We start from the raw sequence: 24,238 nt of genomic DNA on the forward strand, positions 1-24,238 counted from the left end.
GAGAACCGCATTAGCACAACAACAGGAAATATCACAAGTGACGCATCAAGTTTCACAGGAACCGATTCGGAAAGTGCTGCAGCAAGTGCAGCAGCAGGCGAGACGGTGACTGCAGCCGGAGGGGACGCAGCTGTAAGCACAACTGTGAAAACGACTGCCGGAGAGGTGTCACCATCGGCTTTGCCAGAACCATCGCAAGCGGGCAAAACGATTGGCACACTGTATGGCGTTGGCGTCGGGCCGGGAGACCCGGAGCTGATTACGGTCAAAGCATACCGGATGATTCGCGAATGCCCGGTGGTCGCCTACCCGAAGAAACGCAAAGGCGGTAAATCCTATGCCCACGAGATCGTGGAATTATATGTGAATCCAGAGGAGAAAGAGATGCTGGGGCTGATCTTTCCGATGACCAAAGACCCGGTTGTGCTTGAACGGGAATGGGGCAAAACCGTGGAAGCATGCTGGGAAGCTTTAAAGGAAGGCAAAGATGTAGCGTTTGTGACAGAAGGTGATCCGAACTTATACAGTACATTTATCCACCTTGCACGCCTCATGCGTGAACTGCATCCTGAAGTTCCGATCAGCTCGATTCCGGGCATATCCTCCGTTCTTGGTGCGGCGGCTGCACTCGATATTCATCTGGCAGATGGCGACGAGCAGGTCGGCATTATTCCGGCGACGGCGGACAAAGAAGCGATGCGGCAGGCGATTGAGCATCACGATACGATTGTGTTTATTAAAGTAGCGAAGGTATTGGACCCGATGCTGGAGCTGCTGGACGAGATGGGACTTGGGGGCAAAGCTTCGGTGGTTACCAAAGTCACTTCCCCTTATGAATTGGTCTGGCGTGACGCCCGTGAACTGAAAGGGCAGGAGCTGGAATATTTAAGCCTGATGGTGGTGAGCAAATGAAGACATTAGAACCGAAAGTGTACATTGTTGGTGCAGGCCCGGGAGACCCCGAGCTGATTACGGTAAAGGGCTCGAATATTCTGAAAAATGCCGACCTCGTCCTGTACACGGATTCCCTCGTGAATGATGAACTGATTGCGACAGCCAAACCCGAAGCCGAGGTGCTGCAAAGCTCGGGCATGGATTTGGAACAGCAGGTCGAGCTGATGTGCACCGCAGTCCGGGCAGGACGAAGCGTAGCACGTGTACATACGGGTGATCCGGCGATGTATGGTGCCATTTTGGAACAAATGGTGCTGCTCAAGCAGCAGGGTGTGGATTACGAGATTATTCCGGGCGTTAGCTCTGTATTTGCTTCGGCAGCGGCGCTGGGAGCGGAACTGACTGTACCTGAACTGACACAGACCGTTATCCTGACACGTGCGGAAGGACGCACACCTGTGCCTGAACGGGAAAAGCTTCGCGATTTGGCATCCCATCACTGTACGGTTGCACTCTTCTTGAGTGCGACATTGGCGAAGAAAGTCGTCGTGGAATTCCTTGCCGCAGGCTGGAGCGAGGATACACCGGTGGCAGTAGTGCAGCGGGCAACATGGCCGGACCAGAAAATTGTGCGCACCACGCTGGCTAATCTGGCTGCTGATCTGCGTGCCGCAGGCATCACGATGCATGCCATGATTCTGGCAGGCTGGGCACTTGATCCTGATCTGGTGAACCGGGATGCTCACCGTTCGAAACTGTATGACAAATCCTTCACCCACGGCTATCGCAAGGGAGTGAAGTCCGGTGAGTAATCCGTTTGCTGCTGTAGCGATTACGAAGCATGGCGTGGAGATGGTGCGTAACCTGGAAGGACAGTTTCAGGGTACGGACGTTTATTATATGAGCAAATTCGCCCGTGGCGACGAGGAGCAGCTTGGATATACGCTGTTTGAAGGCTCGGTGAAGCTGATTCTGCCCGACCTGTTCAAACGTTATAACGGCATCATTCTGTTTATCTCTTTGGGCGCCGTTGTACGCATGATTGCTCCGCTGCTGGTGGACAAAAAAGTGGATCCTGCCGTTCTGGTCATCGATGACCGCGGCGAGAACGTCATTAGCGTGCTGTCCGGTCACCTTGGCGGTGCCAACGAACTCACGCGACAAGTGGCGGAAGTTCTTGGTGCGCGTGCTGTTATTACAACAGCTTCGGACGTGCAGGGTACAATTCCGGTGGATATGTTTGGCCGTGAGCTGGGCTGGATCGTGGACAGCTTTGATAAAGCAACTCCTGTAAGTGCGGCGGTGGTCAATGAAGAGCCGGTGGCACTGATTCAGGAGACAGGCGAACGCAATTGGTGGCGTTATAACAAACCTGTACCTGATCATATTCGGGTCTTCCGCAGTATGGAGGAGACGGAATCGTTTGCGTTTAACGCTGCACTGGTAGTCAGTGACCGTTTGCTTTCGGCGGCGGAAGAGGAACGTTTTCTAACCAACGGTGTGCTGTACCGTCCGAAGAGCCTCGTGCTCGGCATGGGATGTAATCGCGGTACGGCGATGGAAGAGTTGGAGCAGGAAGTGCTTGCCACATTGGAAGAGCTGTCCCTGTCTGTGAAGAGCGTGCGCAACGTGGCTACGATTGATCTAAAAAAAGATGAGGAAGGCCTGCTGGCCTTATGCGCTAAGCACGGCTGGGAACTCGTAACCTATACTCCGGCGGAACTGAATACGGTGCAGCTTGCCAATCCGTCCGAGACAGTATTTAAATACACCGGAGCCTATGGCGTAAGTGAACCGGCGGCGCTGCTTTCTTCGGGAGCCGATCATTGGCTGCTGGAAAAGAAAAAGAGCGGCAATCTGACGATCTCTGTCGCCCGGGCTGCGTTTGATTAAGCTCGATTTGTGTGATTGAAAAACATTTCGTGTGACTGCTATCACCTCATGAACATGACCGTCCCAGCCGTTGGAATCGATATGGGATGGTCTATTTGTTATATGTAAAGCAAAGGCGGGATGTATGATGAACTCAAAAAATGTAAAGAGCACCGTATCCAACAATGAAGCCTTACCAATGAAATCCAATAATGAAGCCATAACAGCGACGTCCAATAACCAAAGTGCACCTCGGCTGATTATCGCGGGCACAGGTAGTGGTGCAGGCAAAACAACTGTAACGCTAGGTTTAATGAAGGCATTTGCCCAGCGCGGATTGAGCGTTCAGGGGTTCAAATGCGGTCCGGATTATATTGATCCAACGTATCATACGGCAGTGACCGGTCGAGCTTCACGTAATCTGGACGCATGGATGACTTCACCTGCATATGTGAGGGAGACGTTTGAGAAAAGGGCAGCTGGACATGATATCTCCATTATTGAAGGTGTGATGGGTCTGTATGATGGCAAAGACCCGCTCAGCAGCACAGGTTCTACCGCAGAGATCGCAATGGTTACGCAAACACCTGTAATTCTGGTGGTCGATGTACGCAGTATGGCGCGCAGTGCGGCGGCGATCGTGCTGGGATTTCAGCAGCTGGAGCCGGAATTGAACATTGCTGCTGTGATTGTTAACCGGTGCGGAAGCGCGGGGCATTATACGATTGTGAAAAAAGCCATTGAGCAAATGTGCGGCATTCCGGTTGCTGGCTGGCTAAAGCGGGATGAAGACTTGTTTATCCCCGAGAGACATCTCGGACTCGTCCCCGCGATCGAACGCGGAGAACTGGAGCCTTTATTCCAGCGGGCAGCCGAGATGATGCTGGAAGGAACGAATCTGGATCTTCTGCTGGAACTGGCAGCAAGTGCTCCCCCGCTCCCGCTGCAGTGCAGCAGCACAGCTGGCACAACTCATGCAGCCTCCAACGATCCAGCCATTACTGCTGAGACTGCTCGTAATAGCGTTATTACCCAAGCAGTTATTGCAGCCAATGCTGCCGATATCGGCAGCACTGCCCACACAGCCAGTGTGAACGACACCGAGCATGTGTCCCACCCGACAGTTCCCCACATTCACGGCAAGCCAGATACGTATCAGCCTGTTATTGCTGTAGCTCGTGATGCGGCATTTAACTTCTATTATCCCGACAATCTGGAACTGCTCGAAGCGGCGGGAGCAAGGCTGCACTTCTTCAGCCCGCTCGCTGGCGAAGGTATTCCGATGGAGGCAGACAGCATATATCTCGGTGGTGGTTTTCCTGAGGAGTTTGCGGCGGTGATTGCCGAAAATGAACATTTCTTGAATGGGCTGCGCGAAGCAGCCCGTTCCCGGATGCCGCTGTTTGCGGAGTGCGGCGGCTACATGGTGCTTGGCGAAACGCTGACTGACCGTGAAGGGAAAACGTATACTATGGCAGGGATTATTCCTGCGCAGGTACAGATGCAGAAAAAACGAGCCGCACTGGGATATCGGGAGGCGAGTGCGGTTCAGGATTCCTTTTTGCTGAAACAGGGTGAAGTGCTTCGGGGGCATGAATTTCATTACTCCACGATGACGTATCGCGAAGAAGAACGGATTCAATATGCTTACGAAACGAATGGGCTTCGAGGGGTGAAGCAGGAAGGGTATGCGGCGGGCAGTATTGTGGCTGGATACACACATGTGCACCTTGGTTCATATCCTGCTGCCGCACAGAGATGGGTGGAGCACTGCAGACTTTATCGTCAACAGCGGGTTTAAATCAAGTGAAGCACCTATCTTAGGTGACAGTATGGAGCAGAACCAGCGATAGTTATGTTGTGCTGCTCCTTTACAATGAGAGCAGTGATGCGAACAAAGCTTGGAGAAACTTTGCTGCAAGTATGAAAAATGTAATAGGACTCCAGTCAGAATACTGAGTTGAGTCATCTTGTGAAAATGCGGTATAAATGTCTTGCATGTATTCGTATATCTTCATAGGTCTTCGTGTGCTTGTTCATGCCTCATATGTTTTTTTAGGCCCCTCGTATGGATATTTTGGCAATACGCAGTAGGCTCTAATCCAGCTTGGACCTCCTGAGACTTTGGTCGTGAAGTTGGGTATTCGACGGAGAGATTAAAGGTTTTTAGTGAAGCGTGTGGAATGTGTAGGGATGGAGCATCCTGCGCGAAAAGAGACTGGTGAATACAATACTGGATACAGATGACGTGGATATGCCAAACAATAATGAGGCTATACTAGGGAGTATTCGGATCCAATTCATATCCCGCTGAACAGGGTAGAACAGCTAAGGTGTTTTGATTTCAATATATATTCGTAGAATCCCTGTATAAGAAGCTGAGAAGAGGTATTACAGGTAGTCGATTTGACGATGCATGGTTAATTTATTAGATGATGATGTATGATTAATTTATTCGATAATGAAGCATGCAGACGAATGACGACAACAGGACGACATGAAAGGAGATGATGATGATGGATCATCGCAAAAAAGCATTATTAATTGGAGATTACACACATCCGGATTGGCACCCGCTTCAGGGCGTGGATGCGGAGATCAGCCGGATCTTTCAAGATACGATTACCGTTCAGTGCAGTGAAAATCGCAATATGCTGCTTCATGAGAATATTTCCGGATTTGATGTATGTATCTCATACGTGGACGATTGGAGAGGGAAAGTCTCCCCTCAGCAGACAGCAGGTCTGCTGTCTTATGTGAGCAACGGTGGTGGATTGGTCATCTTACATAACGGAATCTCGCTTCAGAATCGAAATGAGATCAAACAGATGATCGGGGCTAAATTTCTTCACCATCCGCCGTATGCATCGCTAGAGTTTACGGTGACGGAAGAAAATCATCCGGTAACGGAAGGCATTACAGGTTTTACAATGGAGGACGAGCCCTATGAATTTGAATTCGGATCGTTTACCGAGACTAAAATTCTGCTGGAATACCAGTCCAAAGAAGGACCGAAGCCGGCAGCATGGGCACATAAATATGGACTGGGCAGAATCGTATACTTGATGCCTGGGCATTCTGTACCATCCTTTGCGAATGAAACGTATCGTCGATTGGTGCTGCAGGCAGGTAAATGGGCAGCGCGATACGTGTAAGGATGCTCTCCTTTTTGCATGTCGAGGCTTAAGGGGTGTAATATATAGACAACAAAGAGGAGGATGAATAAGATGAGCGATTTGTTCAAGAAGGCGTTCTCGTTAGGGCTTGGTCTTACGGTAGTCAGCAAGGAAAAGATTGAGAAAACCGTGGATGATCTGGTGGAACGCGGAAAGCTTGCGCCCGGAGAATCCAAAGCGTTTGTTGAACGATTGCTGGAGCGTGGTGAGGAGGAGCAGGGCCAGCTGAAACGTATTATTCAGGAGCAGGTCAAGCGTGTGCTTCAGGAAGCCGGTGTGGCCTCCGAAAGTGACGTGACTGGTCTGGAGCAGCGTGTGGCTGTTTTGGAAAAAAAGCTGGCCGAGCTGAATCAGACACCGCAGCTTCAACTTGATGAATCCCCGGCTCCATCTGAAGATTCCCCTCCTCTCAAAGGAAACGAGATCGAATAGATGGCTTTGCGGATCAAACATGTCGGCAGATACCGGGAGATTGCCATGGCGCTGGTGCGTCATGGCTTCGGGTATATGGTCGAGGAGCTGGGATTATTCCAGATGCTCGCTCTTCCCAGACGGTGGATGTCGCGTGAAGCGCAGCCAACCAAGACGCTGAGTGAACGGATCAGACTGGTGCTGCAGGAGCTGGGGCCGGCTTTTGTGAAGCTGGGGCAACTTGCAAGCACAAGGGCAGATCTGTTACCTGAATCGGTTATTCGTGAGTTGGTGAAACTGCAGGATCAGGTTCCGCCGTTTTCGTCCGAGACAGCGCGGGGTATTTTGGAACAGGAATTGGATACACCGCTGGAGGAGATCTTTTCCCGGTTCGAGGATACCCCGGTGGCCGCGGCCAGTATTGGCCAAGTGCATCTGGGCAAACTTCAGAGCGGAGAGGCGGTGGCGGTCAAGATCCAGCGTCCGGGTATATCGCGGATTGTGCAGCGCGACCTGGATATCCTGCGGGAACTGACTGCTATGGCAGAGAAGCGCTGGGAATGGGTGAAGCAGTACCAGATTCCGCAGATGGTGGAAGAGTATGCTCAGGCCCTGATGGCAGAACTGGATTATACCGTAGAAGGCCGTAATACGGAGAAGATTGCACAGCAGTACCAGCAGGACAGCAAAGTGAAGATTCCGGTGATCTATTGGGATCAGACTTCATCACGTGTACTGACTATGGAATATATCGAAGGCATCAAGCTGAACGATCGGGATGAACTTGTAAAGCGCGGCCATGATTTGAACAATATCGCCGAGCGGCTCGTGGATGCCCTGCTGAATCAGATTTTTATGCATGGCTTTTTTCACGCCGACCCGCATCCGGGTAATCTGATGGTGCTCAAGGACGGACGACTGGCGTTCATTGACTTCGGCATGGTGGGCAGCCTGAGTGATGAGATGAGGCAGCAGCTTGCGTCACTTATTATCGGGTTGATGCGTAAGGATACGGACAGCATGATTCGCGCCATTGAGAAGCTGGGCATGATGCCGGATGACATGGATGCGCGTGCGCTTCATGTGGATTTGGACAAACTTCGAACGAAGTATTACGATATTCCTTTTTCCAAAATCAGTGTAGGGCAGGCGCTCAATGATCTGTTTGGCATTGCGCAGAAACATAGAGTTGTCATGCCCGCAGATATTTTGCTGATGGGCAAATCACTGCTGACGATGGAGGGGGTCATCGAACATCTCGATCCGACCTTGAGTATTGTCGATATGGCGGAGCCATTCGGAAGGAAGCTGTTGAAGGAGCGTTTTAGCGCGGGCCGCATCAAAAATCGGCTGTTTCGCAGTGCGGCAGACATGGCAGAAAGTGTTATCGGGCTGCCCGGGCAGCTGCGGCAGCTGTCCTCGATCATCAGCAAAGGCAAACTGCGGCTGGAGATCAGCGTACCCGAATTAGAGTCGCTTATGCGCAGACTGGACCAAATCAGCAATCGTTTGTCGTTCAGCATTGTGCTGCTCGCATTCTGTATCATCATGGTTGGACTTATTATCGGATCATCTATTAGTCATCAATCCACGATGCTGTGGGATATTCCGGTGATTGAGATTGGTTTTCTCGTGGCGATCCTCATGGTGGCGTTCCTGCTGTATTCCATATTCAAGTCTGGCAGGTTTTAAATCTGGCAGGTTCACAGAAGACGTGCAGTTGTACGATCTAACGTCATAGATTATAAATATTCAACGCGAGGATCTTTCCATGAAAGACTCCCTGCGTTTTTTTTGCGCTTAAATCCTTAAAGAGCCGGAAAAGGACTCTAACACTTTCTGCAGCTGGCAGCCTGCTTTATTTTGAAGTATCAGGATAAGGCGGAATGCTAATTTTATGTGCCGTAGAGATAAAGTGAGTTAAATATAGAAAGATGAAGATAATAGGAGATAAGCTTCTGTTTTTACGCTATTACCGTGTTCGTATATACGTATTTCTGTACTATAATAATAGGTCAGTAGATTAACGGACCCGGTTTTTCTGAGAGGGGAAAACCAATCAGACATCGATTCGTCAAGCTCGTCTCATCGAGAATTGAGACCAGATGATTGAGATGCTGTAAGCAGGAAAGACAACTGAATGCATAGCGGAACAGGTTGTACATACTGGAACGGCAATGACATGATGGTTTTGAAACGACGTTCGAGCCCTATTACTGAATTGAATCATCATGGACCCAGGATAAGTAGATTGGAAAAGCTTAAAGAAAAGCTTATGGCAGGATATGCCTCCGGGCATGTTCATATCGCAGGTGAATTGTCAGCACGCACAGCAGTATTTTCTACGGATACTTATCCGTTACTTTGTGTTATTTCTGGCCATCTGCTTCTCGCTAACTATGGATTTCAGGGGATTTGATCGGATAAGTACGTCTTCCGTTATTGCCTCAGTAGGATCGTTAATTGAGGGACACATCTAGGAGGCAAAGCAGGAATATATGAATACGTTAAAACAGCAGTGGTTTGGTAACATTCGAGGAGACGTGCTCGCAGGCATTACAGTAGCGCTGGCACTCATTCCGGAGGCTATTGCGTTCTCCATTATTGCCGGTGTTGATCCGATGGTCGGATTGTACGCGTCGATTACGATCGCCATCGTCATTTCGATTGCAGGCGGCAGACCGGGCATGATCTCGGCAGCAACAGGAGCTATGGCCGTATTAATGGTGGGGCTTGTCAAGGATTACGGCGTGGAGTATCTTTTTGCGGCGACCATTTTGACAGGCATTATTCAATTTATTTTAGGCATATTCAAAGTGGGGCGATTTATTACGTTTGTGCCTCATTCGGTATTAACCGGATTCGTGAATGCACTTGCGATTCTGATCTTTATGGCTCAGTTAACTCACTTTACGGGAGCAAACTGGATCATGTATGTGATGGTGGCGGGTACACTGGCAATCATCTATATTTTGCCGCGTTTTTTCAAAGGTGCTCCTGCTCCGCTTGTGGCGATTATCATCATGACCATTATTACAGCGGTCTTTCATCTGGATGTCAAAACGGTAGGTGAGATGGGTAATCTGACGAGTACGCTGCCGATGTTCCATCTGCCCAATATTGCGTGGACATGGGATACACTGATGATCCTGCTGCCGTATTCGTTTACGATGGCACTTGTCGGTTTGCTGGAATCCTTGTTGACCGCGACCATCGTTGATGAGATGACCGAGACCAAAAGCAGCAAAAACCGTGAGGTGCGTGGTCAGGGGATTGCAAACTTTGTGAACGGTCTTTTCGGAGGTATGGGTGGCTGTGCGATGATCGGACAGTCTGTCATTAATGTGAAGTCAGGCGGACGCGGCAGGCTGTCGACATTTACAGCAGGAGCGTTCCTTGCCATTTTGCTGCTGCTGCTGAGCGGGGTGGTAAAGCAGGTTCCGATGGGTGCGTTGGTCGGCGTGATGTTTATGGTGTGTATTGGTACGTTTGACTGGAGTTCTGTTAAAAATATCGCCCGCGTACCACGTGCAGAGGCGATTGTTATGGTCGTAACGGTAGCGATCGTGGTTTACACGCATGACCTGTCACTTGGTGTGATGGTGGGTGTCGTGCTCAGCATACTGCATTTCGGCTGGAAACAGACCAAGATTCGCGTAGAAACCAGCATAGAGCAGGGACAGAAAGTGTATCATGTACACGGACCGTTCTTCTTTGGTTCTTCTTCTCACTTCGTGGATAAATTCGATGCGGAAGCCGATCCGCAGGACATCACCATTGACTTTGGCGGCTCACATATCTGGGACAACACCGCGGTCGTGGCGATTGGCAAAGTAAAATTCAAATATGCGAAGTTCGGCAAAACCGTTCACCTGCGTGGGTTGAACGAAGAAAGCTCCCGTCTGTTGGAACGCAGCGGATATAAGGTTTCCGGTACGGGCGGGCATAGCGCGTAAATTAGTTAACGCTGGACATTTTCATATGGAGCGGTTTCTTTAAGGTGTATGCCGGGGGAGCCGCTTTTTTTTTGCATCTGTGAGCGCCAGCAATCATCAGAAGGCTGTTCATAGTTAGACGTATTTGAACCCTTAACGTTCTTAACGATTAGCATATTCATTTCCTAGATGTCTTATTATTACGATACATTTATGCTGTAAGTTGGCGTGACAGTTCAGTTTCGCTTTTGTTTTACTGGATGAACGTGTAAACTACAGGGTATGGAGAAGAAGAGCAAGGAATGATTGCTTTTTAAAAATTCATTTCATAATCAGAGTTGAATTCAGGAAAACTAGTGTGGACTTCCCTCGTATGCAGAACTCAAACACAGACATAGACTCATTCAAGTTCAGGCGGAGATGCTCATTTGCATTTTCCGGCAGCTGAGGTCTTCTATGAAATGAACTTATCTAAATGAATATACAGAGGTGTAACGATTGGCAAATTTCGAACAATTAGGTATTCGCCCGGAATGGTGCGAGGTGCTGAAACATCAGGGCATTGCCGTGCCGACTCCGGTACAGGAGCGTTCAATTCCGGTACTGCTGGGTGGACGTGATATCATTGCCGAGGCACAGACGGGCACAGGGAAAACGCTGGCTTTTTTGCTGCCGATTATTCAGAAAATTAACGTATCCGACCGCTCCCCGCAGGCACTGATCATCGCGCCCACGCGTGAGCTGGCGCTGCAGATTACGGAAGAAGCGAAGAAACTGACAGCAAATGATGATAAGCTGCATGTGCTTGCTGTCTACGGTGGACAGGATGTAGAGAAGCAGCTGCGCAAGCTGCAGAATGGAACACAGATCGTTGTAGGGACACCAGGCCGCCTGTTGGATCACCTGCGCCGCGGTACATTGAAGCTCGATAATGTGAAAAAACTGGTGCTGGACGAAGCGGACCAGATGCTGCACATGGGCTTCCTGGACGATGTAGAGACGATTCTGAAAGAACTGCCGCATAAACGTCAAACGATGCTGTTTTCCGCTACAATGCCTAAAGGCATTCGTATGCTGGCGAAGAACTATATGAAAGACCCGGAGGACGTAAAAGTTTCCTCCAAGTCCGTGATTCCGATTCATCAGATTCGCCAGCAGGTGCTGGAATGTACAGACCGCGGCAAGTTTGATGCACTTCGCGGCATGATTGATACGTATCGCCCGTATTTGGCGATTATTTTCTGCCGGACGAAGCGCCGGGCTTCGAAGCTGAACGAAGATCTGCGCGAAGCAGGGTATGAAAGTGACGAGCTTCACGGGGATTTGTCCCAATCCAAGCGGGAAAATGTTATGAAGGCATTCCGCGATGCGAAGCTGCAGATCCTTGTAGCTACAGACGTTGCAGCACGTGGACTGGATGTTGAAGGGGTTACTCACGTATTCAACTACGACATTCCGCATGATGCGGAAAGTTATATTCACCGTATCGGTCGTACAGGCCGAGCAGGTGGAACGGGTCTTGCTGTGACGTTTGCAACGCAGCACGATAGACCGGAACTTGCTCGGATCGAGGAAGGCACGAATCAGAAGCTTAACCGCATCCAATGGACAAGCGAAGGGCCAGTCGCTTCTACAGGAGCTGCTCGCCGCGTAATTAATAGCGAGGGCAATGATGAGCGCGGCGGTCGCACTGCCGGGACTGGCAGTGCCCGTCGCGGTGCAGGGCGTAACGACCGCCGGGAAGGTGGACGTGGCGGTCGTGGTTCACGCAGCGGCGAAGGCGGACGCAGCGGTGGGCGTAGTGGCGGCCGCAGCGGGGATGAGCGCAGCGCTGGCCGTGGATCGGCACGCAGCAGCAGCCGCGGCACAAGCCAAGGCGGCCGCGGGGGTGCAGGCCGCGGCGAAGAGCGCAGCAGCGGCGGCTGGGCTGGCCGCAGCGCAGACAAGCGCGCCGCTGGGCGCGGCGGTGCTGGTTCTGGCCGTTCGGACGCCGCAGGACGCGGTCCGAGCAGGGGCGACCGCCGCGATTCTCGCCGCGGACGGTAGTGCAATGGGCGCAGGCGGCGACGCAGCCGCATCTTGCGCCATGACACAACAACCATGCAGCTGCGAATGCCGCATGGGTCATACCGAGAGGATTCGGGTACGTCATTGTACCGAACCCTCGAACCAAGGGTCGCGACGGAACCACGTCGCGGCCCTTTTTACATCCAACTTCATATGGACTCATCTACACGATGAATTTCGCTCCAGCCTCACGGCGTGAATCCATACGACAAAACACCTCATCCTAGACCTAAGGACGGGGTGTTTTCTGAATAAAACTTATATGATTAAGGATGGCACGACATCACAAGCGGCTTGAGTAAGATGCAGGGGGGCACAGTGTAAGGTTCGTCTATATATAGGGAGCTGATTTGCATTATTTTACTTATCACTCTGTAAAGTGGGCAATCACGCTGAGATATCTCACATATCTCCGACTATCCCTGCTGCTCACGGTTATCTATGAACATCGGCGTACTGATCCCGATACTTCTCATTGTAGACCCGGCCGACAGACTCGGCGAGCCCTCCACGTGCTTTGGCTGGATAACGCTCGATCGTGTGATAGAGGCGCATGAACCGGTCTTTGGGCATGAAGCGGGCATAGCGGGTGATCAGACTGGGAAACAGTTGGATATATTTGCTTTTACGCACAGCAGCGGCGGCAACGGCAGTTAGGATCTGAATACCGTTATGCAGCTGTAAAATATGAACCTCATATGTTGCGATATAACGTATCGCGTCTTCGCGGATCAATTCCGGCTTCAGCCGGGCAACCTCACCGATATAATCGGCGAGCAGCCGCTCGAAGTTATCGAGCAGGAGTGGTTTCAGCTGCAGGTCCATGTCGCTCCGCAGGACAAAGGATTGCAGGAGCGCTACCTGCTGCAGTCGAATCCGGTCGTTATAGACCAGGGAGCCGATCTCACGCAGCATCTCATAGGCAGTCGCCTCGTCTTCTTTTCGCGCTTCAGCGACGAGGGCCCAGTTTCGATTGACGCCCTGGCGGATTGCTTCTTCGTCCAGCCGAAGCATACGTCTCATCTCGCGCCGCTGTTCGACCGGAAACGAACGCTGCTGCATGAAGGTCATACCGCCGAGCAGCAGCAGCGACACCGATGCTGCGATCATGGATTGATCCAGCGTTTCGCCGAAATATACAGCTGCTGCGCCGAGAAGCATAACGAAGAAAACATCACGCACCATCCGGCGTTTCACCCGGGAAGCAGCTTTCTCCTCTACAGAGACAAGTGTCCTGCGTCCGCAGGAGGTGCACTGATTTTCCCAGAGGCAGGTATACTGTCCACATCGCTTGCAAATGCGCAGCTTTTCGAAGGCATAGGTCGTTCGCTTAAACGGCCTTATGGATACCACTTTTTTGGTGCTCATGCTCCATCACGTCCGCCATTCAAAATATTGTACAAGGTGCGGTCTGTATCTTCTCGAGTAACCGGCTTTCGGCGATGCAGCTGAAATGAAATAACCTTGATGAAGACAAAAAGAAACAATATGGCGAGGCATACGTATGTAACCATAATCCGTCCCTTTCTAAGGCTTGGGAATCAAGCACTGTTATATTGCAGTTTGCTGGCAATAACTATATCATATTTCCATAGTTGGTATAATATTTGCGGCGGAAGCCCTAAAAACGTCGATTTTTGTCAAACATTACAAAATTGTAACTCAGAATAGGGGTGCTTTTCAGATTTTATTAGAAGACTGTTAAGATTTCCTTAAGGCTTGACGCCTATAATAAACTATTCGCATTTTAATCTCAAACGTGAAGGAGTACAGCCCATGCTGCGGATACACAAAAAACGCTGGCTCAGCGGAATCCTGGTTCTGCTGACCTTACTAACCCTGCTGCTGCCTTCGGCACTGCTTCCCCAAGCGGAGGCTGCTCAGGCACAGACAAGTGGAATTGACGCGGTGCTTGTAGCTGATGTCAGCAACTCGATGAATACAAGTGATCGTGACAAGATCAGTAACGAAGCCATGAAAATGTTTATAGATATGCTGCCGACGGTTGGCGATAAAGTAGGGATCGTTGCTTACACCGATCAGGTGGAACGCGAAAAGGCGATGCTGGAGATTCAGTCAGATGCAGACAAGAGCAATCTGAAAGACTTCATTGACCAGCTGGGCAGAGGCCCATACACTGATATTTCCGTGGGTGTCGCGGAGGCCATGAATATTTTGAGCCATGGTGCCGACCCATCCCACTCACCGATGATCGTGCTGCTTGCGGATGGCAACAATGATTTCAACAAAAGCAAAGGACGCACCCAGGCCGAGTCGGATGCTGATCTGGCGAAAGCCGTGAAGGATGCACAGGCCAAAGGCATTCCGGTCTACACGATTGGACTGAACGCCGACGGCAAACTGAATAAAAGTGCACTTGCAGACCTCGCCAAACAAACAGCAGGCAAGTCGTTTATTACCGACACACCGGATGATCTGCCGCAGATTCTAAGTGAAATCTTCGCCGATCATGCCAAGCTCAATGTGGTGAAACTGCCTTCTGTAACCGGAAACGGCAGTTATCAGGAAGTTACCGTGAACGTACCGAATGACAGCGTGCTGGAAGCTAATATTTCCATCATGTCCTCGAAGCCGGTCCAGCTGCAGTTAACCGACCCTTCGGGCAAAGACGTGAATCTGAATTCCAATGCAGCCAAGCTGTCCACATCCAAAAGTTACTCCCTCGTGAAGCTGCTGAAACCGCAGGAGGGCGACTGGAAGCTTCGGGTCAAAGGAGCTCCAAAGGACAGCATTGATATCAACCTGCTGTTTAACTATGATCTTCAACTCGTTGCGGACCCAATTAAGACCAAGTCCTATACGAAAGGCGATAAAATCGATCTGACGGCGAGGCTGGAAAATGGCGGTAAGCCGCTCCAGGACAAAGACCTCTACGCTGATATGAAAGCGACGCTGGTTGTGAATGACAAGGACACCGGCAAAACCGAGGAACAGCCGCTTAACAATACCGGCTCCGGTTTTGCGGGAACGTTCGAAGTGCCAGACAATCACAATTACGAACTGGTCATTCGTGCGGAGGAAGACAGCTTCTACCGTGAAAGTGAACCCATCGTTATCAACGCAGGGGGAACAGGCGGAAGTCAGGCACAGCCGACAACACCGGCGAATGCCAATGACAAGCCATTCCCTTGGATGCCTGTCATTCTGGGTGTGATCGCCCTGATCGTGGTAGCGGCGTGCGGCTGGTTCCTCATGGGCTGGCTGAAACGTAAAAACCGCGGCTTTGTCGGTCAGATGATCGTGGAGATTCGTGATGAGAATACCGGAGACAAGTCCTATCCGCAATACAAAAAGCTGGCATCCTTCCGGGGCAAGTTCCACCTGCATCAACTGCTGCAGCTTGACCCTGAATTGAAGGAAACCGAGAAATATATATTTACTCCTGGCAGTGGAGACCGATTGATCATCCGCAATACGGCAGGAGGTACGCTGGAGAAATCCGGTCGTGCGGTGGATGCAGGCTCAGGCGTTGAACTGAAGAATGGTGATCGACTGAGCATCCCGCTGCAGCAGGCGGACAAGACGATTTTGATTGAGTATTTGGTGTAAATTGATAGTTCGGTTTATTGATTTAAAATGGATGATTTGATTTAAATGTATGATTTTGGTTTTTCAAGGAATGCAAATTTAGGTGGGACATAATTGTTTACACGTGAACGGAGAGGACAGAGAAAACCTGAAGAAGCGAAGCGTTCGCCTTTATCACCGGATATCATCCTTGAAAACATTTCAAAGATATCCGGGGATAACAGCGATCGGAAGGTTCCTCTGTCATCGGAGTGGCAAGTGTAAATGAGGTTTCTAGTCTTTTTAATTGAAATACAGGGAGGATATTGAATGAAACCGATCGTGAGAGAACATATTCAGCAGCTGGATGTATCACTGGGCGGAGGCATCGTCAGCGAGAAAATCAGAGTCGATACGATTGATAACCCGATTCTGATTATCGGTCTGGGAGGCACGGGAATTGACGCACTTTTGCGTCTGAAATATCAGATTAACCGCCGTTTCAAGCTGCCGCAGGACCCGGTGTCCAAGAAAAAGATGGAGAAGCCGGACAACGTTGAATTTCTGGCGTTCGAGACGAACGAACAGGATCGCGCGAAGAAATACAGAGGCATCGGCCTTGATCCGATCAACGAATTTGTACTGCTTTCCAATGCAGAGATTGGCGGTCTCTTGCAGAATCGCAGCGTGCTGGAGCCGTATATCACGGACTGGCTGTCCCCTGAACTGAGCATCACGGATGGCATGAACGGAGCGGCAGGTGTGCGTCAGGCAGGGCGTCTGCTTCTGTTTACGAAGATCAATCAAGTCGTGCAGGCGATCGATAAAAAAATCAAAACGTTATCCGTGGGCACGAACAAAAAACTGATGGTATTCCTGCTCACCGGATTGTCCGGCGGTACAGGAAGCGGCTGCTTCCTCGATATTTCCTATATCGTGCGCGGCATCATCGAGCGGGATCACGGCTCTGCCGGGATTGACCGTGTCAACACGCTCGGTTACCTGTTCACGCCAGACGTGAATCTGTCCAACAAAAGCCTGAGCGAGCACACGCGCGAATATATTCGCAAGAACGGATATGCAGCGCTCAAAGAGCTGGATTATTGGATGAACGTGGACAGCCGCGGCGAGCGGTTTACACAGAAGTACGGCAACATATTGACCGTAAACTCGCCGCTGCCGCCATTTAACTTGTGTCATCTGATCTCGGCGACGAACACAGAGGGTAAATTGCTCGAGAATGCCTATGACTACTGCATGAACGTTACCGCGGAGAATATCACCAACTTTATCTCCAGTGAAGAGAAGCAGTCGGGTGAGGAATTTGCGATACATGACTATATCAGCAACATTCGCACCAACATCGCACAGATGAACAAAGTGTACCCGGCCAACTATGACTACAATATTATTGGCGCATCATCGGCTGTACTGCCGATTGAAGAGATGACGACATATCTGGCCTACCGGATGTTTGACAAAATGAGCACCATGTTCTCCAAAGCACCGAATCAGGAGGATACCGAGAAGTTTGCCCGCAAACTGGGCATCGATCTCGAAAGTGTAGTTAAAGCCTTCGAATCACGCGTACCTGAACCGCTGCCCGGTTACCAGAACAGCGAACGTCTGTCTTATGGCAACGTGGTGAAGTCCCAGGTCGTGAACATGGATACGGAGCTGGAGCAGAACTTCCTGGCGCGTGCTCGTGAGGAATATATCAAGGCGAAGAAGCAGCTTCCGGGCGAGATTGCGGGTCAGTTCACTGAGCAGATCCGGCGTATGTTTCTGCATCCTGAACAGGGGCCGTTCTATGTCTCTCGCTTGATTTATACGGAAAAAGGATTCTGTGTATTGAAAATGATTCAGTCGTACATTGAAACGCTGCGCGAAAATGCCTTCCGCATCCCTCGTGATATTGAGGCGGCTCAGGAGCAGTCCGAAGAGAAACTTGGCGATGCGAAGAGTGCCTTTGTCTCCAAAGACAAGAAAAAGAATGCTTATATTGAAGCAAAAATTCATGAATACTGGCTGCACGCCGATGTGGAACGCAACGACCAGATGATTGAGTTCTATGAAGACCTGTATGAACTGCTGAACCAAGAGAACAGCCGCATTTATAACGTATTTTCCGAGACGCTGAATGCGCTCAGTTCTATCTTTGCCAAGAACGGTGATCTGCTGACACGCGGCGAAGAGCAAACCGATCACAAAGGCAACAAGACCTATTATTGGAATGTGGTAAGTGTGCCGGATATCGTGAGTGTGGTAGACGGGCTGCTGGACAAACGAGATACGGATGATCTGATCCGCGACTTCTCGCGTGAGCTGCTGGAGAATTCGAGCCAGTGGGTGAAGGAAAACGAGATTGATATCGTCAGCTCCATCTCTGACTTCCTGAGTGAGAAGTTTGGTGATCTCATTACCCGTTCCATGGAGGATTTCCTGGTGATTAAATACGGGAAAGACGAGTCCGTGGAGAAATTCGTGGAACGTTTCATCGCAGGCAAGCTGGACGACGAGGCCGTTCCGGTATTTAATCTGAGCAACAGCACAGGCAGTTTGCACTTCCCTTCGTGGGGATTTGTATCCGTGCCGGCACAGGCTCCAGGAATTCTGAAAGGGATTCGGAACTACCAGAACAACGCCGTGGGCAAATCCCACTTTACCGTTAAGGAAAGCGAAGTACGGAACCGGATCTTCTGGCTGAATACGCGCAACGGAGTACCGCTCTTTGTGTATACGCCGCTTAAAGTCTATGAAGAGAGCTATGAACGCACGATTTTGGACAAAGAGGGTATTGGACGCCATCTGGTACAGACGGAGAAAAACAATTGGACGTACCTGCCGTCTCCTATTCCGGAAAAATCCTGGGGAGATGTGTACGAGAATGCACGTGTGAAACAGTATAACGCTAGGGTTCGCAGTGAATTTGAACAGGCGCTCGGCTATAAGATTGTTACAGCCAAATCGGCAGATGAAAATACAAGCAACCGCTATGCGATTGTCACAACGGAACCGTTTGATCTGTCTGCGAAGCTGGCCGCATATGACATGCGTCTCACTTCAAACGCTCCGAATCTCGGTGAAGTGAAACGTGCGGTTATTGAACTGAAGCGTCTGCAAGCCGAAGGTTTGCCGCGTGTCGATACGAAGGATATTTTCGGAAGCATTAATGAGGATATGGCGAAAGAGAACCTTGTACGCTCTCCGCAGCTCATCGCGCGAGTACGTGAGGAACTGGCCAAGATGAATGCGATCACTGCGAAAGTGGCTGAACTGGAAGGCATACTGGCTCAGTATCAGGATGAAGAACAGTGGTATGACCGCTTCATCGAAGCACTCTACACAGATACGATTGTTAAAAAGGGTGCGCTGTACGTCTACGACCGTGATCCGGAGGAAGACGCATGGGAGCCGTTCGCTAATCTGATGAAGAGCCGCAATTATGCCGAATATGAAGTCTTTGGCAATTTCCGGAGCCTGTCCGAGAAGGATCGCAGCACACTGCTGCGTAAAGCCTCCCGCCGCGATAACGATCTGACGGCATCAGAGGATATCGCCCCGCTTCTGACCAAGCTGGATGATCTCGCTGCGCTGTTTATGGAATCCCGTGATCGTCTGGAGTATGAGCGGGTAGAGCTGGCAAACGGGGAAGATATCTATCAGTTCTACAGAACAATGTCGTCGAAGCTGAACGACATTCGCAGAAGGCTGAAGTAAGGTGGCTGGCAGTATGGATTTCAGGTCAAATGAGAGACAAGCGGATCATCGGGATGCTGCCTATCTCACAGGCGCAGGGTCTCATGCATCGATGATCTTAAAACGAGAGCTGGAGCAGTATGCAGCTCGTTACGCTGCAGAGCAGGAACGTCAGGGCAGCCAGGGAGATGGACGCAGCAGCATCCATTATCCGGCCCTGTTCCTCTTTGTGGGTGATCTGGCGGCACCTGCAGTATCTGCTGTGCGTGACATTAACCAGTTGAAGTGGGATAACGAAGACGGAGTGGCCTACGTGCATATTGGGACAGACGAGGCAGGGCATGCTGAGAATGCAGCGAATGCTTCCCGTGATGCTGCTTCTGCTTCTCGGGAGCATGAAGACCATCAGGTGACGTACCACCGATTGCCGCTCTCGGCAAGGCAGACTCAGAGTCCACCTAAAACGCTGCGCAAAGATGTGCATCGGAGCTTCCATGAATCGGCTGAGGCGCTCTTTGGGCTGAATCGTACGATGCGGCGGGTCAGCAATCGAATTGCCGAGTATGGACGTCTGTATTCGTCATTTGACCGGATTTACGTGACGGTCATTACGCGAGCAGATGATCCGCTGAATGTGCTGCTGCCGGAAATCACGAAGCTCGCGGAGACGATTCTGGCACAGTCTTTCAAATCGGTACAGACCGATCTGCATGTGCTGGTCAGCGAGATGGAGCACGTGGATTCGTTCGGATATGCGAGCGCAGCAGGGCTGGCATTTCTGCGTGAGCTGGATTATATGCAGTCACTGGATTACAGGTTCAGCGGGAGATTGCTGGTGACAGAGGACGGGATATCCATTCCTGTGACCCATCCTGCAGCACCTTTATTCGATCTCGTTTATGTGCTTTCCGACAAAAATGAACGCGGTACCGGTGTTCCGGGCGGCTGGATTGAAAATGCGGAGATTATCTGCCGTATCTGTCTGCTGAAGAACCGGAAGCAGGAGGAAAGGTATGAAGACCGGGCTTCCGTCGCCAGCACGGGTGCGAATACCTACAATAATACTTCGTTCAAAAATAATATTCGTACCACCTCGGATCAGCACGGCTATGCCAGTGCAGGTTTTGCCGAGATCAGACGGCCGAACAAACCGATTGCGCTGACGGTGTTATATCACCTCTACCGTTATCTGCTCGCTAGAATGAAGCAGGAACCGGACTGGAGCATCAAGGAGAAGCTGGCCTTCTTCGGACTGGATGCATCTTCTGTGGAACGTAAAGTAGCGGGTCTGCTGCCAAGCGAAGATCTCGTTAGCGGCATGAGCGGCATTATGACGCACAGCCGCAGTTTCTCGGATCTCAAGCCGCTCTCCCTGCGAGAAGCAGAACGGGCACTGTATGGAGAAGGAGCAGAAGCTTATTTCCGGGAGAATGTCGTTCGTCCAATGCAAGAACGTGTGCGTGAGCGCAGTTCCAGCGGGTCGCTTCGCCGTCAAGCCGAGCGGTCCCATAGCGAGCATCCCGAAGCGGGATACTTTCAATGGGCCGCTTGGAGCGGCAGTGAGCCAGGCAGTGTGCGCGAGGCGCTGCTGGCGCTGATCCGCGACAAAGGTGTACAGCTTGAATCGGCACGAGCACTGCTGGAACAGCGTCAGCAGGAACGGGTGGAGGATCAGCCGATCAAACGGGCGCTTTTCCGTGACAAGCAGAATGTACGCAATCTGATTGACTGCCTGCTGGAGCGTGTATACGTGCCGAAGGTAGACCTGCTGCGGTTGGAAAATGAACTGCATCTGCTCCGCATCTATGATACGGAGATGGAGGAGCTGCATCGCTACAGCTGTCAGGTTACGGCCTCACTTGAAGCGCTGGAGCGCACATTACGCGGAGCGGCTGAGGAAAGCATCGCGGCTGCCGACGAATACATCGGGCAGAACGTGATGGAGTACTATGGCAGAGTGACAGAAGAGCTGATCACTGATCTGGAGGCAAGACGAGGGCGGGATGTATGGTTTGAGGAACGATACATGGGCGACATGAATGAGCTCGCCACCACGGGTGATGATCGTTTGCTCGCACGGTTGATAGAGGTCTGCCGTGCGCTGCTGCTCTCCGCGGAACCACTGCGATTACCGTTTGAGGAAGAATTGTTACAGCGGGCCAATGTGACCATTACTTACGGAGATCGGGATGTATTAACCCGGGATGATCTGTTCCGCAGACTATATCGTACATTGGAAGACCAGGCGGTTGTGCGGATACGGGTCTTCGACTATACACAGGAGCATCGGTATGAGGAGAAATATTTTTTTGGCGACCATCACAGTGCTTTTATGGATTACGCGGCACATGCCGAGGAAACCTCGCGAATTTACAAGCTGGGTGTCGTCTATGAGGAACGCAGCAGCGGGGTGGAGAAGCTGAATTTGATGGGTGGTTTCCATCTGGAGGATCTCATGGTCTACCGGAACGCCAAGGTGTACTACGATTCATATACAGAGAATGGATATGAACTCCATCCTGCTGACCTGGCAGATCATCTGCCCCCGCTTCGATAAAAAGACCTTTTATATTCGTGAAAGTAATAGTTGTAAAAATTCAGGGCACTAAGTCAGCCTGCTTCAGGCAGGCTCTGAGAAAGGATGCATGCAGACATGCAGCGAAAAATCAATTTTCTCCTGGTCCTGTTCAGCCTGATTGGCGGAGCAGTGGGATTTGCGGCAGGGGAAATCATGCTGCATCAGTGGCTTGGGGAGATGCCGCGCCTGCTGCTGATGGGTTTATATTTTGGTGTATTGGCTCTTAGTGTAGGATTGTTCTGTCTGCTGGCAGAGATGATCTCGCCGCGTCTGAACGGTGCCTCGTGGAAACTCAGATATCTGAGCTTGTCCTGGAAGCTGCTTGTTCCGGCTACACTGGCTCTGCTGCTGGTGGCTGGACTCGGATTGCAGCTGCTGTACCAGATCAATCCCGGCGGGGCGAAGCAGGTCAAAGATATCATTCTGATGATTGATAACTCAGGCAGCATGAACGACACCGATCCGAATAATGGACGGTTTGAAGCAGCCAAGACGCTCATCAATCAGATGGAGAGTGACAAACAGGTGGCGGTAATTACGTTCCATGACCAGCCGCAGCGCTGCAGCCGTTCATCGCAGTAGACAGCGAAGCCGCCAAAAATGAAGTGAACAGCAAAATTGACAGTATCGTGACGACAGCAGGCGGCACTAATTTTGATACCGTGCTGCGAGAAGGGATGGAACAGATCAAAGGCAAACAGGACCCGAAACGGGGCACCGTTGTTATTCTGTTGTCTGACGGTTTCAGTGATGCAGACATCTCGGACATTTTGCCGCAGTATGTACAGGAACAGGTTGCGATCCATACCGTTGGTCTAAGCCTGGTCGATCCGTCGGGTACGGATTTGCTCAAGAGCATCGCTCAGCAAACAGGCGGGATGTACTATGATGTGCCGGACGCAGGCGGCCTGAATGTCGCGTTCCAGAAGATTTACGATACGATTGATGAACGTACACTCGTGACAGAACGTACAGGTGCGATGGAACACAGCATGTATCTCGCTATTTTCCGCGTCGCGGCCTTATTGTTGATTGGGGTGGCACTTGGTGTATCGCTTGGACTTGTGTTTGATAACCGTCATCTTGCGCTCAGTTTTGGTGTAGGCGGTGCAGTTTCGGGCTTATTAGCCGGACTGTTGCTGGAGTGGGGATTGAACGGTTCTAATGTGGGCGATGCTTTCGTCCGTTTGGGAGCAATGCTGATCCTTTCGGGTGTGCTTACGCTCTTCTCCTGGATTGTTCCGATCAAAGAAAACACCCCGCGCAAGAGCAAAGGCCGCCGGGATGCCGGTCGTGGAACTTCTTCTGCGGAAGGATTCGGTCAGCGAGCAAGAGATACACGAAGCAAAGGATTCTAACATCGGGGAGGTCAATGAAATATGCGATTTATCAATGCAGATGCAGACCCTTCGGCTCCCCGGATTCGAAAACTGACTCTAGCGGTGGACGAAGGCCGCTGCACGCTTCGCTGGCTCTGGCCGGACCAGCTTGAAGCGGTTTACGTAGAACGGTTGGAACTGAGTCGAATGAACACCGATCACATCGGAGAAGAACATAGGAATGCAGGTCATTCTGAGGAACGTGAAGAAGGAAGGGCACCGAGCAAGCTGAAGCTGTACACAAGAGAGGAATACAAAGCGAACAACGGGTATACCGATCGGATCACAGGTTTTGGCGCCATCCAGTACAACGTATATGCATGCCAGATGTCAGAAGAAGGGCCTGTGCTGATTCGTCAGCAGGATAAGGACAACCAAGGGATCGCAAGCGCGGGCAGGGCGGATATCCGCTTTGCCATTCGCTACAAGAGCGGTTTTTTTCAGAAACGCAAGACCGTGCTGATCACGGTGACCGCCGAAGTGCCCGTTCCTAAGGAAGCACTCTGTTATGTTCGTAAGCAGGGCAGCGTTCCGCTGAACAAAGATGATGGCACGGTGTATCCGTTTGTAAGTGATTTTATGCCGGGAAAAAATGAGATGCCGCCTGTTGAAGTCGCCAAGGACGACTATGTAAGGTTATTCTTCACAGACGGCCGCCAGTATGGAGCTGCTTATCGGCTGATATCCGATTGATCACAC

17 protein-coding genes are annotated in these 24,238 nt (G+C 51.0%); 16 read left to right on the forward strand and 1 reads right to left on the reverse strand.

The features are described 5' to 3' along the window. The first annotated feature begins 210 nt into the window (after positions 1 to 210). The 10 genes from cobI (at position 211) to ABXS70_RS28650 (ending at position 12,334) form a co-directional block, all read left to right on the forward strand. The gene (gene cobI, locus ABXS70_RS28605; protein WP_342556464.1) at positions 211 to 912 is read left to right on the forward strand and encodes a precorrin-2 C(20)-methyltransferase; all 702 of its coding nucleotides are present in this window, start codon (positions 211 to 213) and stop codon (positions 910 to 912) included. Next, positions 909 to 1,706 carry a precorrin-4 C(11)-methyltransferase gene (gene cobM, locus ABXS70_RS28610; RefSeq protein ID WP_145404502.1) on the forward strand — a complete coding sequence of 266 codons (798 nt, stop codon included), beginning with the start codon at positions 909 to 911 and terminating at the stop codon, positions 1,704 to 1,706. The genes cobI and cobM overlap by 4 nt, the downstream gene beginning before the upstream one ends. After that, positions 1,699 to 2,787 carry a cobalamin biosynthesis protein gene (locus ABXS70_RS28615; RefSeq protein WP_342553159.1) on the forward strand — a complete coding sequence of 363 codons (1,089 nt, stop codon included), beginning with the start codon at positions 1,699 to 1,701 and terminating at the stop codon, positions 2,785 to 2,787. Before cobM ends, ABXS70_RS28615 begins: the two co-directional genes overlap by 8 nt. 178 nt (positions 2,788 to 2,965) lie before the next feature. After that, complete coding sequence (locus tag ABXS70_RS28620; protein ID WP_366296808.1) at positions 2,966 to 4,567, forward strand: cobyrinate a,c-diamide synthase; 1,602 nt, start codon at positions 2,966 to 2,968, stop codon at positions 4,565 to 4,567. 715 nt (positions 4,568 to 5,282) lie between these two features. Further along, positions 5,283 to 5,921, forward strand: a complete 639-nt coding sequence (locus ABXS70_RS28625) for a ThuA domain-containing protein (RefSeq protein ID WP_342556463.1) — start codon at positions 5,283 to 5,285, stop codon at positions 5,919 to 5,921. Positions 5,922 to 5,993: 72 nt separating this feature from the next. Next, a complete protein-coding gene (locus ABXS70_RS28630; RefSeq protein WP_342553157.1) occupies positions 5,994 to 6,374 on the forward strand; it encodes a phasin family protein in 381 nt (126 codons plus the stop codon). Beyond that, positions 6,375 to 8,045 carry an AarF/ABC1/UbiB kinase family protein gene (locus ABXS70_RS28635; RefSeq protein WP_342553156.1) on the forward strand — a complete coding sequence of 557 codons (1,671 nt, stop codon included), beginning with the start codon at positions 6,375 to 6,377 and terminating at the stop codon, positions 8,043 to 8,045. Between the two features lie 559 nt (positions 8,046 to 8,604). Next, the gene (locus tag ABXS70_RS28640) at positions 8,605 to 8,772 is read left to right on the forward strand and encodes a hypothetical protein (protein WP_342553155.1); all 168 of its coding nucleotides are present in this window, start codon (positions 8,605 to 8,607) and stop codon (positions 8,770 to 8,772) included. 79 nt (positions 8,773 to 8,851) lie between these two features. Next, on the forward strand, positions 8,852 to 10,309 hold the full coding sequence (locus tag ABXS70_RS28645) for a SulP family inorganic anion transporter (protein ID WP_342553154.1): 1,458 nt from the start codon (positions 8,852 to 8,854) through the stop codon (positions 10,307 to 10,309). A gap of 477 nt (positions 10,310 to 10,786) precedes the next feature. After that, positions 10,787 to 12,334, forward strand: coding sequence for a DEAD/DEAH box helicase (locus ABXS70_RS28650; protein WP_366292799.1), 1,548 nt, complete (start codon positions 10,787 to 10,789; stop codon positions 12,332 to 12,334). Between the two features lie 456 nt (positions 12,335 to 12,790). On the opposite strand, the gene ABXS70_RS28655 is transcribed toward ABXS70_RS28650, so the two are convergent. Further along, the gene (locus ABXS70_RS28655) at positions 12,791 to 13,723 is read right to left on the reverse strand and encodes a hypothetical protein (RefSeq protein ID WP_342553152.1); all 933 of its coding nucleotides are present in this window, start codon (positions 13,721 to 13,723) and stop codon (positions 12,791 to 12,793) included. Positions 13,724 to 14,131: 408 nt separating this feature from the next. Between ABXS70_RS28655 and ABXS70_RS28660 the strand changes: the two genes are divergently transcribed. The 6 genes from ABXS70_RS28660 (at position 14,132) to ABXS70_RS28685 (ending at position 24,232) form a co-directional block, all read left to right on the forward strand. Beyond that, positions 14,132 to 15,925, forward strand: a complete 1,794-nt coding sequence (locus ABXS70_RS28660) for a vWA domain-containing protein (RefSeq protein ID WP_366292802.1) — start codon at positions 14,132 to 14,134, stop codon at positions 15,923 to 15,925. Between the two features lie 288 nt (positions 15,926 to 16,213). Then, a complete protein-coding gene (locus ABXS70_RS28665) occupies positions 16,214 to 19,603 on the forward strand; it encodes a tubulin-like doman-containing protein (RefSeq protein ID WP_366292804.1) in 3,390 nt (1,129 codons plus the stop codon). A 13-nt stretch (positions 19,604 to 19,616) separates the two neighbouring features. Continuing rightward, positions 19,617 to 22,139, forward strand: coding sequence for a transcription initiation factor TFIID (locus tag ABXS70_RS28670; RefSeq protein ID WP_366292807.1), 2,523 nt, complete (start codon positions 19,617 to 19,619; stop codon positions 22,137 to 22,139). Positions 22,140 to 22,235: 96 nt separating this feature from the next. After that, positions 22,236 to 22,742 carry a VWA domain-containing protein gene (locus tag ABXS70_RS28675; RefSeq protein WP_366292809.1) on the forward strand — a complete coding sequence of 169 codons (507 nt, stop codon included), beginning with the start codon at positions 22,236 to 22,238 and terminating at the stop codon, positions 22,740 to 22,742. A 23-nt stretch (positions 22,743 to 22,765) separates the two neighbouring features. Then, positions 22,766 to 23,518 (forward strand): vWA domain-containing protein, encoded by a 753-nt coding sequence (locus ABXS70_RS28680; protein WP_366292812.1) that lies wholly within the window; start codon positions 22,766 to 22,768, stop codon positions 23,516 to 23,518. A 21-nt stretch (positions 23,519 to 23,539) separates the two neighbouring features. Then, positions 23,540 to 24,232 (forward strand): beta-mannanase, encoded by a 693-nt coding sequence (locus ABXS70_RS28685; protein WP_342553147.1) that lies wholly within the window; start codon positions 23,540 to 23,542, stop codon positions 24,230 to 24,232. The last annotated feature ends 6 nt before the right edge of the window (positions 24,233 to 24,238 follow it).

It is taken from the genome of Paenibacillus sp. AN1007 (assembly GCF_040702995.1).
Taxonomy (GTDB): domain Bacteria; phylum Bacillota; class Bacilli; order Paenibacillales; family Paenibacillaceae; genus Paenibacillus.